The 17,385-nt window shown below is 34.2% G+C and carries 14 protein-coding genes and 2 pseudogenes; 10 read left to right on the top strand and 6 right to left on the bottom strand.

Features of this window, described 5'->3' with window-relative positions; all coding sequences use genetic code 11:
• Positions 1-220: 220 nt before the first annotated feature.
• Positions 221-743 (bottom strand): annotated as a pseudogene (locus tag ACFVQC_RS27030) (DUF6141 family protein).
• Between the two features lie 603 nt (positions 744-1,346).
• Here ACFVQC_RS27030 and ACFVQC_RS27025 point away from each other — a divergent pair.
• Both ACFVQC_RS27025 and ACFVQC_RS27020 read left to right on the top strand, forming a co-directional pair.
• Positions 1,347-2,024 (top strand): response regulator transcription factor, encoded by a 678-nt coding sequence (locus tag ACFVQC_RS27025; protein ID WP_002066188.1) that lies wholly within the window; start codon positions 1,347-1,349, stop codon positions 2,022-2,024.
• A gap of 1 nt (position 2,025) precedes the next feature.
• The gene (locus ACFVQC_RS27020; protein ID WP_016095800.1) at positions 2,026-3,402 is read left to right on the top strand and encodes a sensor histidine kinase; all 1,377 of its coding nucleotides are present in this window, start codon (positions 2,026-2,028) and stop codon (positions 3,400-3,402) included.
• Between the two features lie 45 nt (positions 3,403-3,447).
• Here the strand turns inward: ACFVQC_RS27020 and ACFVQC_RS27015 are convergent, their stop codons facing one another.
• Together ACFVQC_RS27015 and ACFVQC_RS27010 are read right to left on the bottom strand one after the other, a co-directional pair.
• Positions 3,448-4,731: an MFS transporter gene (locus tag ACFVQC_RS27015; RefSeq protein ID WP_377899803.1), complete on the bottom strand. Its 1,284-nt coding sequence runs from the start codon at positions 4,729-4,731 to the stop codon at positions 3,448-3,450.
• Between the two features lie 219 nt (positions 4,732-4,950).
• Entirely contained in the window at positions 4,951-5,574 is a 624-nt protein-coding gene (locus tag ACFVQC_RS27010) for an ArsR/SmtB family transcription factor (RefSeq protein ID WP_377899802.1), read from the bottom strand.
• A gap of 184 nt (positions 5,575-5,758) precedes the next feature.
• Here ACFVQC_RS27010 and ACFVQC_RS27005 point away from each other — a divergent pair, with 184 nt between their 5' ends.
• Both ACFVQC_RS27005 and ACFVQC_RS27000 read left to right on the top strand, forming a co-directional pair.
• Positions 5,759-6,823 (top strand): ABC transporter permease, encoded by a 1,065-nt coding sequence (locus ACFVQC_RS27005; protein ID WP_078181080.1) that lies wholly within the window; start codon positions 5,759-5,761, stop codon positions 6,821-6,823.
• The gene (locus tag ACFVQC_RS27000) at positions 6,823-7,494 is read left to right on the top strand and encodes an ABC transporter ATP-binding protein (RefSeq protein WP_002146733.1); all 672 of its coding nucleotides are present in this window, start codon (positions 6,823-6,825) and stop codon (positions 7,492-7,494) included. Before ACFVQC_RS27005 ends, ACFVQC_RS27000 begins: the two co-directional genes overlap by 1 nt.
• A gap of 77 nt (positions 7,495-7,571) precedes the next feature.
• Here the strand turns inward: ACFVQC_RS27000 and ACFVQC_RS26995 are convergent, their stop codons facing one another.
• Complete coding sequence (locus ACFVQC_RS26995) at positions 7,572-8,921, bottom strand: FAD-binding oxidoreductase (protein WP_377899801.1); 1,350 nt, start codon at positions 8,919-8,921, stop codon at positions 7,572-7,574.
• Between the two features lie 533 nt (positions 8,922-9,454).
• Positions 9,455-10,573 carry an LPXTG cell wall anchor domain-containing protein gene (locus ACFVQC_RS26990; protein ID WP_377899800.1) on the bottom strand — a complete coding sequence of 373 codons (1,119 nt, stop codon included), beginning with the start codon at positions 10,571-10,573 and terminating at the stop codon, positions 9,455-9,457.
• Positions 10,574-11,160: 587 nt separating this feature from the next.
• On the opposite strand from ACFVQC_RS26990, the gene ACFVQC_RS26985 reads away from it, so the two are divergent.
• The 6 genes and pseudogenes from ACFVQC_RS26985 (at position 11,161) to ACFVQC_RS26960 (ending at position 16,901) form a co-directional block, all read left to right on the top strand.
• Positions 11,161-11,634, top strand: a complete 474-nt coding sequence (locus ACFVQC_RS26985) for a DUF4188 domain-containing protein (RefSeq protein ID WP_377893033.1) — start codon at positions 11,161-11,163, stop codon at positions 11,632-11,634.
• Positions 11,635-11,822: 188 nt separating this feature from the next.
• Positions 11,823-12,743, top strand: coding sequence for a class I SAM-dependent methyltransferase (locus tag ACFVQC_RS26980; RefSeq protein WP_377899799.1), 921 nt, complete (start codon positions 11,823-11,825; stop codon positions 12,741-12,743).
• A 161-nt stretch (positions 12,744-12,904) separates the two neighbouring features.
• Positions 12,905-13,330 (top strand): ester cyclase, encoded by a 426-nt coding sequence (locus ACFVQC_RS26975; protein ID WP_377899798.1) that lies wholly within the window; start codon positions 12,905-12,907, stop codon positions 13,328-13,330.
• Positions 13,331-13,777: 447 nt separating this feature from the next.
• Positions 13,778-14,017: pseudogene (locus ACFVQC_RS26970) on the top strand (RtcB family protein); the annotation flags it as partial.
• 924 nt (positions 14,018-14,941) lie between these two features.
• Positions 14,942-15,901, top strand: a complete 960-nt coding sequence (locus ACFVQC_RS26965; protein ID WP_377899827.1) for an RtcB family protein — start codon at positions 14,942-14,944, stop codon at positions 15,899-15,901.
• A 499-nt stretch (positions 15,902-16,400) separates the two neighbouring features.
• A complete protein-coding gene (locus ACFVQC_RS26960) occupies positions 16,401-16,901 on the top strand; it encodes a DinB family protein (RefSeq protein WP_002146751.1) in 501 nt (166 codons plus the stop codon).
• Between the two features lie 142 nt (positions 16,902-17,043).
• Here the strand turns inward: ACFVQC_RS26960 and ACFVQC_RS26955 are convergent, their stop codons facing one another.
• Positions 17,044-17,367 (bottom strand): hypothetical protein, encoded by a 324-nt coding sequence (locus ACFVQC_RS26955; RefSeq protein WP_377899797.1) that lies wholly within the window; start codon positions 17,365-17,367, stop codon positions 17,044-17,046.
• Between the last annotated feature and the right edge of the window lie 18 nt (positions 17,368-17,385).

Genomic DNA, 17,385 nt, shown 5'->3' with positions numbered 1-17,385 from the left:
AGAGTTAGAATTAGTTTTTAAAAAGGCAGAAAATGAGCAATATTTTTTATTGAAATAATCTTAATGCGAAAATATGAGAATCTATTTTGATCACTTAATTATCAAGACCTAAATTTTAAAAAAACAAATAAATTCAAGGACATTATATATTTTATATGACTAATATGTAATGTCCTTTCTTATTCCACAATGATACCCGTTTGTTGACGATTAATTTTCATTATGCTTTTTGTGCCGAGTCCAATGCTTTTTTTAATTCGTCCGGTTTTTGAGTGCCGATTACCACTGTGTTATATTTCAACTTTAACTCTATACCTTTCTTTCCATTCATGTTATAGGCCGTTTCACCCTTAAGGTTAAAACGAATTCCCCATCCTCCGAATCTTTTTAGTGGACTGTAAGTAATGCTTTCATAGTGACGTATATTTTTGAAAAGGTACTGTTTATATTGAATTATATTGAAAATGAAAAGGAACAAAACGAACATAAAGACCTTTTTCACGGACTTCTATAATCAGTTTCAATACCCCAAGCATTAATACAGGAAAGGCAATCCCAAAAAACAACCACAAAGCAATTAACACACCATTGGGAGCTGGTTTATCTCCAAACGGGGTATCAAGGATAATTTGTTGAATGAATCCATACCACATCAGTGCTGCGATCCCCAATATGAGTATCCATGCCCAAATTTGTTGTGGTCGCTGAACCTCACGAAAGATAATACGTTCTTGTTGTTTCATTAATAATTGTCACCTCCTAAATGATTTATTACAGGGAATCATCCAGTAATATGTGTCCTTTGTTGTTATTCTCTATGAGAACCTCTTGTACTCTCATAGCACTTCACCCCTAAAAAAATTAACGCTCAGTCTAAAGACCTCACAACGCTTTCCGTTATGAGATACGTTAGCTACCTAAATTATACAAACTTTTCTGAATCCGGTATACATATAGAGTTTTATTTTTATTATCTGTATAAGTAATCTAATGTTTATAAGAAAAGAGGATATATGCTCATATATTGAACGTAATATCCTCTTCTTAGTTTAGTCTATTTAAAATCTATTTCAAAATGGATTCTTTTTATTTATCGTAAAATATTGGCTTGTAGGTATTATTTATGAACCTTTATTCCAAAGCTACATTATCATACGATCTGTTGTACTGTATTGCGGTTCTAATGCGTAGTATCTTTGATAACCTCAATAATTTCACTTAATGGATTTTAAAATTTAGCTCATTGCCATGAAAAAATTAATGCTGTAATTGTTTTTCTTTTTCTTGCAAAAAATCCAATTGTTTCTTAATGTAAGGATGTAGAAGGATGAACAAGAGAGGGTTTAATGAAGATGATACATATTTTATTAGCTGATGATGACAAGCATATTAGAGAGTTATTACATTACCATTTACAAAAAGAGGGTTTTAAAGTTTTTGAGGCTGAAGATGGAAAGGTAGCTCAAGGGATATTAGAGAAAGAAAATATTCACCTTGCGATAGTGGATATTATGATGCCGTTTATTGATGGCTATACGTTGTGTGAAGAAATTCGAAAGTATCATGATATACCTGTAATTTTATTAACAGCAAAAGATCAGTTAGTTGATAAAGAAAAAGGGTTCATATCTGGCACGGATGATTATATTGTAAAGCCATTTGAACCAGCTGAAGTGATTTTCCGTATGAAAGCATTATTGCGCCGTTATCAAATGCTGAGTGCTGATATTATTACGCTGCACGGGACGACAATTGATCGAAAAGGGTTTGAAGTGAAGTGTAACGGTCAGACGATTTTATTACCACTGAAGGAATTTGAATTATTATCGCAACTTGCTAGTTATCCTGGAAGAACATTCTCGAGAGAAGAATTAATTGAATTAGTATGGGGAATGGATTTTGAAGGGGATGAACGAACAGTCGATGTTCATGTGAAGCGACTGAGAGATCGTTTTTCAAAACGAACAGATGATTTTCAGATTACAACAGTACGTGGACTTGGTTATAAGTTGGAGTTGAAATAAGATGAAATCATTGTATTCTAGATTTGTTTTTATGACGGTCGGGATTATGCTACTTAGTAGTATTATCGGTTTTTTATTAACAAATGTGTACTATCAAGTGAAGTTAAAACCGTACAATAGTGAAAAGATTTTAATGTATGCTGAGGAAGTAAAATCATTATATGAAAAGCAAAGTGAAGAGAATAAAGAGGCATACTTACAGTCAATTGCGAAATTAGGATATGAAATTTATATTGTAGATGACCAAAAGAATGGAAAGCGCATCGGGAATGCGTTTCGTAAGATAACAATTAGTGATGCTACAGTTCATAAAGTACTGCAAGGTGAAACGTATAATGGTGTTTCCACATATCCAACCCGCCTGTTTATTACAGGATTTTTCGATAATGAATTAATTAATAGTGTAGGTGTCCCGTTAAAACATGGTGATAAACAATACGCTTTATTCATTCGTCCTGACATTCAGCAACAATTTGGTGAGATGAGAATTTTTCTAGCGGTGTTACTTGGTTTCATCGTTGTATTAAGTATCATTTTTATAGCAATTGCAGCAGGGTATATTGTGCGTCCTATTCGAACATTTACGAAAGCTACCAAAAAGATTGCAAGTGGTGAATATGATATTGAATTAGATGAAAATCGAAAAGATGAAATTGGTACACTAGCGACTAATTTTCAAAAGATGACAAAGAGTATTAAAGAATTAGATCAAATGAGACAAGAGTTCGTTTCTAACGTTTCTCATGAATTTCAATCACCGCTTTCTTCGATACAAGGTTTTTCGAAAACATTACAATCGGAGAATATGAGTGAAGAGGAAAGAAAACGTTACTTGAAAATTATTGAGGGAGAAAGTAAGCGGATGTCTAGTTTATGTAAACAGTTACTTACGCTCGCTTCATTAGATAAAGAAGAGAAAGTTCTACAAATTAAAGAGTTTCACTTACAAAAGCAAATTAAAGACGTCATTTTTATGCTTGAATGGAAATGGCGTGAAAAAGATATCGCCGTTGAATTTGATGTACCTAATATCACTATACAAGGTGATGAAAACTTACTTCATCAAGTATGGAGTAATATTTTTACGAATAGCATTAAGTTTTCAAACGATGGCGGGACCGTTGAATTTGTTGTAGAAGAATTAGAATCCAGTATTGTCATTTCTATATCAGATAACGGAATTGGTATGGAAAAAGAAGAAATGGATCGTATATTTGATCGTTTTTACAAAGTAGACACAGCAAGGGCAAGAAACGTAGAAGGTAGCGGTTTAGGATTATCTATCGTACAGAAAATTGTTGAACTGCATAATGGAACCGTTTCGGTATATAGTACGAAAGGGGAAGGGACCACTGTTCGGGTGGAGCTTCCGAAATAAATGAAAAAGAAGACAATTTCACAATGGAAATTGTCTTCTTTTTTGTTATAAAGCCGCACCTTTCCCACGTTCTTCCTTAAACCGAACCCCAAAAGTATCCGCTGTAATTTCATCAGCTTTCGGCAATGAACGTAATTTTGGATGAAGTAGCCATACGAGAGAAATAAATAAAATACCGATGCTAGCGAGCGCGAAAATGAGTTGGCTACTAAATACATTTGCAGTGTATCCACCAATTAAAGAGCCGAACGGCATAGCAATTGTGCCCATACTTCGCATGACTGAGTTGATACGTCCAAGATATTGATTTGGAATTGCAATTTGACTAATTGTCGCAAATAATACGTTGATCGCACCAATTGGTATCCAAGCTAGGCCGAATAAGAAAATAGATAGCCATTGAAACGGTACAAACGTAGAGAGAAACCAAAAGAAAGCGCCAGCTGCAAAGCTAATAATGGAGACACGACCAACATTACGTTTACCAACCCATGAACTGAATAATGCTCCAATGAGACTACCAGCGGATATAGCGGCTAAAAAGAAGCCGTATAGTTTTACGCCACCTAAAGAGTCTGTAAAAGAAGGTAGTATTGCCATCGTCATACCGATAGAAAAATTAGCGACAACTGAACCGATTAAGAAAACGCCCATTAAAGAACGAAAGACGATTGAAAAGCCTTCTTTTAATTCAGAGAAATATTGTTTAACCGAAAACGATGTATTATCTTCAGAAGGGAAGTCTGTATTGGCTTCTGCTTGTTTCGGCATTTTCAACGAGATAAATAAAATCGCAGTAATCGCGAATGTGAAGGAGTCGATCACATATAAAGTAATTGCGCCAAGTAGTGCTACTAATATTCCAGAAAGAGTCGTACAAATTAAATCAATACCTTGATACGCAAATGAAAAGAGTGAATTTCCTTTTAATAATTGTGTTTTATGCAGTAGAAGTGGTAAAGCTTTTGATTGTGCGGGATAGGCGAATTGTTCGATAAAGGCTACGATTGGCATAATGATGAGTAGTAGTTGAACTGTTAATAGATCGAAGTAGTGTGTAATAGGAATGATTAATATAAGAATGCATTGCAGGACTTGTGTGATTACGAGGGTGTTTTTAATCGACCATCTATCAACGAATGGACCAGTAAGAAATTGTAATGCGGAAGGTAATGACGTAAGAAAACCAGCTAGTCCAGAATAAAAAGGATTACCACTCAGCTCATATACGAGCCACATCGCTGCTACATAATACAAGCTATCTCCTATGTTTGTAAAAATTCTCCCTAAAAATAATAAGAGGAAATTCCGGTTTTTTAATATGTCCATTTAATCTACTCCTTTATAATAAAGTGAAACTTTAATCAGTGGGGTTTTGTTCATTCCCACTGATTATTAGTTGAACCAATCGGGCGTTTATGGGCAGCCCGACTCCCACCTAACTTCTGTGCTCCAGCTGAATTTTGAGGTGGGAGTCTTACTGCCCGTTAATGCGGGATAAATTTATTCGGTAAAATAAATTTGACCGTTTATGTAAAAAAAATCGTATTACGATTTTTCTTCTTTTTTAACAAAGCGTTGCATTGCTCTTTCGTCGATTTGTAGCGCAGTAGTAGAAATGTAATATGATTTACTATTTGGATCTTTATCCGCATCTTTTGTGATCTCGTTTAATTCAGCCATCACTTCATAAAACTTTTTCACCCACACTTGAAATTGTTCTGGCGTGGCATCAAACTCCCAGCAGGATGAAACGTAATTCCACTCAGCAGGGTCTTCACTTATTTTTCGTAATGTAAAAGCTTCTTCAGGTGCAGCAAGAATATGGCTTTTCGTTCTTTCCGTCATTTGTAAAAAGATTTGGCGACCTGATTCGCTTAATATTTCTAAATGAGGTAATAGATCTGCGGCAGGAGTGAAGCCTTTAGCAACAGATTGATAAAACTTTTGAACGATGCCATTTTTCTCTTCTGTATATACGATTTCTATAAAACCATTTTTCTCTAATTCTTTTAAATGATAATGAATTTTCGCCCTTGAAATGCCGAATTTTTCAGATAGTAGTTGTCCTGTATAAGGACGTTCGCATAGACGCATCATCATTTCGACTCGTAGTGGATCGCTTATTGCTTTTAGTTGGCTATAAGTAGTTAGTGTTAACATGGGCTTCAAAATGATCAACTCCTCAAATTAAATTACTCGGTCAATATTATTTGACTGAATTGTATCAAGGATTCTAATTATTTTCAATACTTTCTGAAAATTTAATCTTTCTCTTGTAATCTTCTGTTCATATTCCGTTCATATTTCTTTTTTATGATAAGTGCATAGAAAGTAAGAGGAAGGAGCGAGCAAAATGTTTTTAGCTCTGCGTGAATTAAAACAATCAAAATTAAGATATGGATTAATCGGACTTATTATGGTGTTATTATCATTTTTAGTCCTTGTCATTTCAGGATTAGCAAATGGATTATCATATGATAATGCTTCATCGATTCAAAATATGGAGGCAAATAAGTTTGTATTAGCAGATGATGCGGAAAATAAATTACTTCGTTCACAAATTAAGCAAGATGATGTAGATAACGTAGTAAATCAAGTAGGCGAGAAAGAGGCAGTTCCATTTCGTGTGAAAATTTCAACTTATGAAAAGAAAGATAGTTCGAAAAAAGTTGATGTCGCTATTTTCTCAAGTGAACGTGATTCGTTTTTAGAACCGAAAATTGTAAAAGGTGAGAAATTGGGTACAGCAAACAACGAAATGGTTGCTGATGAATCAATTAAAGAAAAAGGAATCGATATTGGGGATACAATTATCGATCCTGTTTCAAAGAAAGAATTTAAAATCGTAGGATTTACGAAAGATCAAATGTTTAGCCATACACCAGTCGTTTATGTAAATGAAGACGTATGGGGCGCTATCTCACAACCAAACCAAAAAGATTATAGTGCAATTGCGCTTAATACAGATAAAGAAATTAAAAATGCACATGTTATCGACAAAAAAGAAGTATTACAAAGTATTCCAGGATTTAAAGAAGAGCAAGGAACATTAACGATGATCATTGCGTTCTTACTTGTTATCGCTGCGTTACTAATCGGTGTATTCTTCTACGTAATTACGTTGCAAAAAACACAGCAATTAGGTGTACTAAAAGCAATCGGTACGAAAAATTCTTATTTAGCAAATAGCTTAGTCGTACAGGCGTTATTCTTATCAGTCGTTGCGATGATAATCAGTATTGTTCTTGTACAAGGATTAGAACAGATTTTACCAGCGGGTATGCCGTTCTTATTAACAACACCGATGATTGCACAATATGCCGCAATCTTTATCGTAATTAGTATTTTAGGAACACTTATTTCGTTATATCAAGTATTAAAAGTTGATGCATTAGAAGCAATTGGAGGCGGGATGTAATGACTTCATTATTAAAATTAGACAAAGTAAGTAAAGTGTACGGAGAAGGGAATACAGAAGTAACAGCCCTTCATCCGATGTCGCTTGATGTGAAAGCTGGAGAGTTTATTGGAATCGTTGGTCCTTCTGGATCAGGGAAAAGTACGTTATTATCAATCGCGGGTGCTTTACTATCACCGTCAAAAGGGGATATTTACATTCGTGAGCAAAATATTACGAAGTTATCAGAAAAGGAAATGACAGACATTCGTTTGAAAAAAATCGGCTTCATTTTCCAGTTCGCAAATCTTGTTCCATATTTAAATGTAAAAGAACAACTGCTTTACATTGCAAAGCTAAAAAAAGAAAACAAACAAGAATCTGAAAAGCGTGCGGATCACTTATTAGCGGCATTTGGATTAGGAGAAAGAAAAAAACACTATCCAAATCAACTATCTGGTGGGGAAAAACAAAGGGTAGCAATCACGCGTGCTTTCATGAACAACCCAGATTTAATATTAGCTGATGAACCAACTGCAAGCTTAGACTCAAAACGTGCTCGTGAAGTCGTTGAAATGATGAAACGTGAAGTGAAAGAAAGTCAAAAAGCAGCAATTATGATTACACATGATGAAAGAATGCTTGATGTATGTGATCGTATATTGACGCTTAGAGATGGGAAATTGGTATGATGAAAAAGGAACTCTTACGATTGTAAGAGTTCCTTTTTCTATTTAAATTAAAGAGGCTTTATTTATTTTGTCATGCATTAACAAGAGGAAGAGGGTGGTATACTTTGTGGAAAACGGAATAGATTTTCAGGGTCATATTTTTCTTTTATTTTCCGAAGTTTAGCAAAGTTTGATCCGTAATATTCTTGTCCGAAATTTTCGATGTTTTGATCTGGAACATTAACATAAGAACCAGTTACATAAGGTTTTATTAATTGGCGTACTCTTTCAACTGATGCTAGATTTGCAGCCTCTTCGGACTTATCTTTCCAACTAGCAGTCCATTCCGTATAAAATAATGGGCTACGCCAAAAGAAAGCTGTTTTATTGCTAGGTACTTTACTTATAGCACCTCCCCAATTAATAAAAAAGAAATTAGCTTCTGTTCCAGTAGCTTCTTCTAAAAATTGTTTCATAATTGAAATAGGCTCTTCCGGCCAAAGGTTAAGTGCCCAAGACGAAGAAAACTTAACGCTCTGATCAGATCGACCAGGGATTGGCTCATCTGGATCTAAGAAATCTATAGCGGCTGGGTAAGGTAATTCTTCTATAACAATTTGTGTTGGAGTTCCAGCACTTGTTAAAGGTTCTAATAAGTTTATAAGCTCGTTTTTTGAACCTAAAAAAATACCTTCTGCATGACAAAGTCCATTTATTTTGCTGTAAATTTCAAGTAGGCATCCTAATCGTGAGTCTACAAAAGGAGCCCATTCTTGCCAGACTTTGAAAACAGTTTCTAACTGATCCCATGGCCAAATGATATTGAAGACTGTGGCAGTATTAGGGGCACGGTGAAGCTTCAATGTATATTCAGTATTGTATCCGAAATTTCCACCACCACCACCTCTAGAAGCCCATAATAAATCTTTATTGCAACATAGATCTGCTTGAATGATTCGGCCTGTTGCATCTACTGTTTCCAAAGCAATAAGATTATCACTTATTAGACCGATTGTTCGTGAGACTACTCCAAATCCACCGCCCATTGTAATGCCACCGATTCCAACTGTTGGACTATCTCCAAATGGTGACATAAAACCTTCTCTAGCTAGTCCTTTTACAAGTGGGCCGACGTGAATTCCAGTTTGAACGGTTGCTATACCATTCTTTTTATCTAAACTAACTTTGTTCATATCACTTACATCGATAACAATGCCGCCATTTACTACAGAAAGATTTTTATCTAGCGCATGCCGACCGCTTCTGACACGTAAGGGAACATGATTTTCGCGAGCCCATTTAATGGCGTTACTGACATCATATGAACTTTGTGCAAAAACAAAGACGAGGGGGAAGACATCAACGTAAGGATTCCAATTCTTAATAGCTTCTATATAACCGGGGTCTCCTTTGTAAATTACCCGTCCTGTGAGTTTTGTTGAACCCATGTATTTCACTCCTTATAAATATTTATAGATGTCGTTCGAATGTAGCAATGGAACATGGTCATGTAGTAATTAGAAGAATAAAGACTGTATGAGAGGGAGGATGAAAATATCCTGTAGGCACTAGTAGAGGTTGAATGTGTGGCAGTCTAGATGATTTGGAAAAATTTATTGCTACACAAGTTCTATTAGTAGTGTATGAATTGAGAGTGAACTTTGTTAAAGAATTGTACATTTTCCTATCAGTATGACTTAGGGGAATTACAGTATGAGTGAAGGTTTTCTTGTTTTGTTAAAGCATAAGGAATTAATATAAGTTTGAAATGGGATAAAAATAATTGATATATATTTGCTTTCAGGGGATTATCATAATGCAAAAATGAAAAGGTTTGCCTTTACAACAAATGATATGTGGATAGAGAGAGAATCTAAATTTAGAGGAATAGCTAGTTCATAAACGTACCTATAATTGGTCTCTTCTTTAAGAAGCCGATGCAATGGTCTTAAAGAAGAGACAGTAGATTATATAATATAAATTATAATTGCTTTATAAAAACTTTTTTAATTTTATTACGCGTAAGTAATAAAACGCCGCCTAAGACAGATAACATTCCTAAAGCCATATTACTTGATTGCTCACTACCAGCGTTAGGAAGTTCTCTAGCAGTGTTTTTCGATGGAACAGTAGTATTGTTATTATTAGCTGTCGTTTGTGTAGGGTGTGATACTTCATTAATCTTGTTATCTACATTTTGCTTCGTTGTATGTAACTCAGCTAATTTGTCATCAATTTTTTTCTCAGTATGTTTAAAATCGTTTATTTTAATATCTAAGTCTTGTTTTTTCTTTGTTAAATCGTCTGAAACAGTTTGTTTCGCTTGTTTGAGTTCGTTCAATTTATTTATTAAGTCCTGTCTATTCTCTTGTAACTCAGCAAGTTTGTTTTTCACATCTTGTTTAGCTAGTTCTAAGTTAGATGAAAGACTATCTAAATTGTGTTTGATTTTCTTAAGTTCCTCTAACGTGTTACCGGTATTCGGCTTATTTTCTTTAATTTCAGCCAGTTTGTCCTCTGCAGTTTGTTTCGCTTTCTTTAACTCAGCTAATGTTTCATCTACATGTTTTTTAACTTCTTTAAGTTCATTAACCTTTGCATCGATATTTTCTTTATGCTGCTTAATTTCATTCACTTTTTCATCGACAGTTTGTTTATGTTCTTTAATCTCATTAACCTTTTCATCAACAGTTTGCTTATGCTCTTTAATTTCAGCAACTTTTTCATCTACATGCTTTTTATGCTCTTTAATTTCAGCGATTTTCTCATCAGCGATTTGTTTGTCTTGCTGAAGTTTTGCATCTAATTCTTGTTTATGCTGATGTAGTTCATTCGCTTTTTCATCGACAGTTTGCTTAACTTGGTTAAGTTCATTTAACGTTTGATCCACATTTTCTTTGTGTTGCTGCAATTTCGCATCTAACTCTTGTCTATGTTGCTTAATTTCAGCTAATCGATCTCCTGTACTTTGCTGGGGAGTAGCATCATTTACTTCCGCATGGGCTGAGTTTGCACCAGCGATCATTGCTAAAGCTAGTGTAGACGCAGCAATCGTTTGTTTTGTCTTCATATTTTTATACCTCTTTTCTTTCATATGCATGAGCTGTTTTGTGTAGAGTTGAGCATATAGAAGTAGATTATTTTATTATTATATACCAAGTGCGGCGACTAGAGGAAGTATTTACATATTAATCTAAGAATATGTAATTTTAAAAATCTCTTATTTACTTTATAGAGTAGGGGAGTTGATTAGCTTTTTGTTGTTCCTGCAAGTTTGAACGCTAGTCTTGCAAAAGATGTGAAGGAGTGTGTTGTGATGTTGTCTTAACTCAAACGAACTAAATAATATACTGTTAGAAAGGAGATAGCAACATTATGATTATTGAAATAGATATACAGAAGGAATTTTAATTTCGTTTACTCCTCTCGAGGTGAAGCATAAGGAACAATTATTTGAAGCTCAAAAAAAGCCCTAAAGTATGGAAATGTTCCTGGCGAAAAGGAGATCTAAGGCAAATATTAGTAATAGCTGTTAATAACAAAAGAGGTGGGAAACATATACCTTTTATTGCTAAGTACAGCCTTTCATAATCTATGTTAAAGTAATTGGAAATTTCATGGGGAAGTGTTATGGTTTATTTGGGAGCTGCACATTATTTATGTTCAGTAAAAAAGGGGGGGATTAAAGTGGGAGCTGAAATTTTCAACGGCAGGCATATAGCCAATAGCAAGGATCAAGAATTTGTTGTTTTTATTATTGGTATGCGTATTAATAACCTATTAAAATTTTGGAAGTGGATACCAGTTTTTAATGCTATGGGACCTATGATTAAAGAATTGTATCAAAATCCACAATGGGGTTTCTTACATACAGAATTCTTATTTAGTTGGAGAAAAGTGATCCTAATTCAATACTGGAAGGGATTCGACGAATTAGTAAACTATGCTCACGGAAAAAATCATTCATATGCTTGGAAATCCTACAATAATAAGATTAAAGATAATGGGAGTGTTGGTGTTTTTCACGAAACTTATCAAATAGAAAAAGGTGCTTCTGAAGCAATCTATGTTAATATGCCAAAAACAGGTTTATCTAGAGCTACCGAACATATACCAGTATCTCAAGATACTAATACTGCTCAAAAAAGAATGAATAAATAATTCGGAAAATTGTGTATATAATTTCGATTTTCCTGCCAGAGAATATACAAAGTGTCAGAGTGTTAGCAGGCTGGAAACTTGACAAAAAAACTTATTTGTGCTATAATTTACCAATATAAAAATAACGTGTATAATAGGGTTCTCCTGGCCAGGGGAACCCTATTTTTGTTGTGAAAATGAAGGAGTGTATGTGCATGAACAAAGGTGAAGCAAGTGTAACGTCGTTAGTATCAGCTTTCGGAAGGGCGTATCATAGTGAATTTGATAATCCTACAATCTTTGATGATTATGTAGCTAAAGATTTAATTTCACAAAAAGAGCGTAACAATATTGAAATGAACATGGTTCAAGGGATACATTTTTTCAATAAAGACATTGCAGAGCGGTTTCAAAACAATCCAAAAGAAATATTAAAATGGATTACGCAAGTTCAGTTGTCACCAACACCTTTAGCACGTGCAGCCTATTGTGAAAAAGTATTACTACATGAAATTACACTAGGAGCAAAACAATACGTCATACTCGGTGCGGGATTAGATACGTTTAGTTTTAGACACCGAGAATTAGAAAATAAAATAGAAATATTTGAAGTGGATCATCCTTCTACGCAACAGGCTAAGAAGGTAAAAGTGAAAGAAGCAGAATTTGAAATTCCAAATAACCTTCATTTTGTTTCGATGGATTTTACGAAAGGATTTTCCTATGAACAGTTGCGCAATGAAGGATTTGAAAATAAAAAAACTTTCTTTAGTCTTTTAGGTGTTACGTACTATTTAAAGAAAGAGGAACTTGCTAGTTTAATAGAATGTTTATTCGAGATGGTTCCAGAGGGGAGTTCTATCGTTTTCGATTATCCTGATGAAAACTTATTTACGGAAAAAGGATTGTCCAATCGAGTTGAAAACATGGTGAAAATGGCTACGGTAGGCGGAGAACCGATGAAATCATGTTTCTCTTATGAAGAAATGGAAGCACTATTAGAAAAGTCGGGTTTACTCATTTATGAGCATTTATCACCAGAGGACATAAATAAATTATATTTTGAAGGACGAAACGATTATTTAGAAGCTTTTGAGACGGTACATTATGTTCATGCGGTGAAGAAGTAGGTGATTGTTATTGTGAATTTTCAGGGGAATCAATTGGGATATCTTAAGAAAGAAGAGATTTTGTCTTTTTATTGTACACATGAAGCAGTTTACTTTAATAGTTAGATTAAAATAAACTGTGATATGATTAGTATTGGGTTTATTAATAAGGGGGTTTTTATATGACGCCAGAACAAATTGTTAGAAAATTTTTTGAAGAAGTACGTTCAGGGAACAATCCTGACTATTCAAATCAATTAATGGCAGAAAAAGTATTGACACATCAAATTGTATCTGAAGAAGAACAAACAGTTTGCAGAACACCTGAAGATTATGCTGAACATGTAAGAGAGATGATTGAAGTATACGGTAATTTTTCTTTAGAAATTCAAGAATTTTTAGTACAAGGAAGTAAAGTATATGTACGTTGGAAACAAGTGGGTATGCATCTAGGAGAGATCGATGGATATCAACCTACAGGACTCCCAATAATTCAAATAGCAAGTGCGGTGTATAGAGTAGAAGATGGAAAAATTGCAGAGTATTGGATTCAAATTGATAGGTCAGGAATTCAAAACCAATTAGAGTGCAATAAAAATATTCAGTAGTTAATTTTTAAGAGTAATAGAAAAATAAAAGCAAGAAACAACATTTTGTTAAGCGGAGTACTTCTGCTGCATAAGGTGTACAAAACGATTAAACTTTTTTCGGAATAATTATTCGAATTATCGCAAAAATACCGTATTTTGATTGACCTTTTTTTAAAAATAGGTTCTTTTCTTTTGTTTGTTTATTAGGGTTAATGGCATTATTTCGATTAAACTTTATTTTAAAGCTACAATTAGGCATGGGGAGAAATCTCTGTGTCTCTTTTTTATGGAAAAAGGAAATGAGATGTAGTGATGGAAAGTATAATGATATGTATATTACTATATGGTTTAAATCTATATTTCATCTAAATGTATTAGTTATTTGTATCACCACTTAAAGCTCCAATAATTCAATTAAATATTAATCACTGTTTTGTGGAAACTAAAGGAAAGGGGAAATAAAAGATGTTGAAATTACAAGGGAAATACAATGAAGCGAAAGTGTTTACTACTAATGTCGAAGAAACTGCAGCAGGTCAAATTATTGATCTTTGTAATCAAGAGTTCGTAAAGGATAGCAAGATTCGTATTATGCCAGATACACATGCTGGCGCAGGTTGCACGATTGGGACAACAATGACAATTCAAGATAAAATTGTTCCTAATTTGGTCGGGGTAGATATTGGTTGCGTGGATAAAGATACAGAGTTTTTATCGACGCAAGGATGGGTTAAAATTTCTGAGTATAATGGTGAAGAGGTTGCGACATATGACATTAAAAACGATCGTACATATTTCGAAAAACCCATTATGTTTATTAAGAAAGAAGAAACTAAATTTTATCATCTGAAGACCAAATATGGTATTGACCAAATGCTTTCTAAGGAGCATACAGTTTTAGTGGAGAAGGGTTCACACCATAGGCCGAAATCTAGAGGTCAACGCTATACTTTGACAGCAGAAGAATTATTTAACAAGCATTCAGAACTAACACTTGGTTTTCGTGACAATTTTATTACTGAAATACCAAACCTAGAGATTTCGACACAACTCCCATTAACGGATGCCCAAATCAGAGTACAGGTGATGGTTATGGCAGACGGTCGATTAGAAAATAAGACCACATGTAGCGTTAAACTAAAGAAAGAGCGTAAAATTTCAAGAATTAAAAAGCTCTTAGAGGTTGCTAACATTATGTACTCTCAGAAAACATACGATGATGTTGTTCATTTTCGTTTCCAGCCGCCAATGATGGAAAAGAGAATGTATAAATTATATGAAGCATCCTTATCTCAATTAGCTGTTATTTGTGATGAAGTAAAACATTGGGATTATGCAGTAGATCAAGAAGCATATTGTAGTATTTATAAAGAAGATGCAGACTTTATACAATATGCTTTTGCAACACAGGGAATTCGTACATCTATTAACCATGACAATAGAGAAGGCAAAGAGTCATATCGTTGTTTAGTTGCAAAATCAAAGCCTAGAGTGCAAATAGCAGGAGTACCAAAGACAGAAATTCAAACTGTTTCTTCTGAAGATGGATTTAAATACTGTTTTACTACTCATACTGGATATTGGATTATGAGACGAAATGGATGCATTGCTATTACAGGTAATTGTGGCATGGAAGTTGTTATGATTAATAAGAAAAAAGAAGAAATTAATTTCGATCACTTAGACGAAACGATACGTAAATTTGTCCCAAGTGGTTTTCGTATTCGAGATAAGGAACATAGATTTTTTAAAATAATTGATTTTGATAGTGTAAGAGCCCCAATTACATTACAACGTGCTCAAAAGAGTATTGGTACACTTGGTGGAGGAAATCATTTCATTGAATTGAATGAGGATGATAAAGGGAATGTATACATTGTCATTCATAGTGGTTCTCGTAATTTAGGTAAACAAGTCGCAGAGTATTATCAAAACCTTGCTTACGAGCAACTTGTAAATGTTAAATCTATTAAAGAGGAAATCATTGAGCGTTTCACAAGAGAAGGCAGACAACAAGAAATACATGAAGCCATACGGGGTATTAAGAAGCCGACAATTCGTAAAGAATTAGCTTATTTAGAAGGTCAAGGATTTAAAGATTACATGAATGATATGAAAATTGCTCAAAAATATGCGGAGTTAAATCGTAAAGCAATGATGGATGAGATCGTCACTAGAATGGATTGGACAGTAACAGATCAATTCACTACAATCCATAACTACATCGATATGGAAAATATGATTTTACGAAAAGGTGCTATTTCAGCTCAGAAGGATGAACGAGTAATTATTCCAATTAATATGAGAGACGGTTCAATTATTGCATTTGGTAAAGGGAATCCAGATTGGAACTTTTCTGGGCCGCACGGGGCAGGGCGTATTATGAGTCGTAAGAAGGCTAAAGAAGTACTTAACTTAGAGGATTTTCAAAATACAATGACAGCAGTTTGGACTACATCTGTTGCAGAAAGTACTTTAGATGAAGCTCCAATGGTATATAAGCCAATGAATGAAATTGTTGAGAATACAAAAGAAACAATCGATATCAAACATATTATTAAGCCGATTTACAACTTTAAGGCTAATTAAAAGATGAGTAACGTTTATTGTAATGAGATATAGTGCTGGTAAGTATTAAGTATATTGCTATTGGAAGTAGCGGGATTGTGAAGAATAATTTAAATGTTTATATAGGGGCAGTTGCACATCGCCATCAACCTAACAAAACAGGTTGCCCCCAAAACGAAATTCCTAAGCTTAAATACAGAATTCCCCATTATCTCCACGGAGAGATCCCTGTGGCTTTGAAATAAAGTTTAACCGTTTTAAAGTTATCAAGACCTAAATTGTAAAAAGTGTGTCTTTAAAACAAAGTTTAATAATTTATAAAAAAGTCTGATCGTTTAAAATAAAGATTGATAATATGTAAAAAAGTTTGATCAAAATCCTGTGTTGATGTGCAGGATTTTTTCTTATTCAGCAATCGGGCCATTTAGTTGAAGATCTCATCAGATAAGTAATAATATTTAAAGGAATAATTCATTCTGATAAAGAATATTAAAAAACGTGATGATAAGGAGGCGATTGTATGGCAAATCATGTAGAAAATCTATATAACTATCATGTATGGGCAAATCAACGGATTATTGATCATCTTAAGACACTTTCTCCTGAGAAATATCAAAAGGAAATGAAAAGTGTCTTTTCTTCTGTTTCAAAGGTTTTATCTCATCTCTATTTGGTGGAATATGGATGGCTTAATACCCTCGAGGGTCAGAGTATGAATGAAGCAATGCAATCTTCATTTCAAATTCAAGAAAAGATTGAGAAACTGCCCATTGAAGACTTAGAAATGGAATTTCACACTTTAACATCTCGGTTTAAAACCTTTTTGAACAGACAGGAAGATATGGAAAAGAGAATAATGTTGGATAATCCATGGGCAGGATTAAGAGAAACAAGTATATCTGAAATGGTCTTACACGTTGTGAATCATGGAACCTATCATAGAGGGAATATTTCAGCTATGTTACATCAGTTGGGTGATTCTTCAGTTATGACTGATTATGCTTTTTATTGGTATTCTTGAAATGTTATTCATTATAAATAGGCAAGAGAAGAGTAATCCATTTTTTCACCAAAATACTTGGGGGTATTTCAAAATCTCAAGTTGATGTGCATGTGACGGTGCCTCATGCTCACCAAGCTAGTTAGTGTATGTTAAGTAAACCTTATGGATTTGTATATCTCATCCATCCACTTTCAGATTGTTTCGCTTTATACTTCCCATAAGATAGAAGCTTCATTGCCGAGCGATTGGCCGCATGAAAAACCAAGTTCAGCTTCCATTCTTCCTCCATTTCACTGGGATAGGTGGTGGATTCATAAACATAATAACCCGCCATGATACAGGGGACTACTTGCTCCGGTTCAAATCCATAAGCAGTTGCATCATCCACAACCAAATCAATGATGTATCGGTTTCCATCTTTAACTTTTTTCTGGAGTAATTTTTTTACCGATCCTGGTACTAATTCTAATATTTTATCCTTCATGTCAGTCACCTCATCTTT

The organism is Bacillus sp. NPDC057893, from assembly GCF_042796455.1.
Lineage (GTDB): Bacteria > Bacillota > Bacilli > Bacillales > Bacillaceae_G > Bacillus_A.
This window is presented reverse-complemented; position numbering and strand designations above follow the sequence as displayed.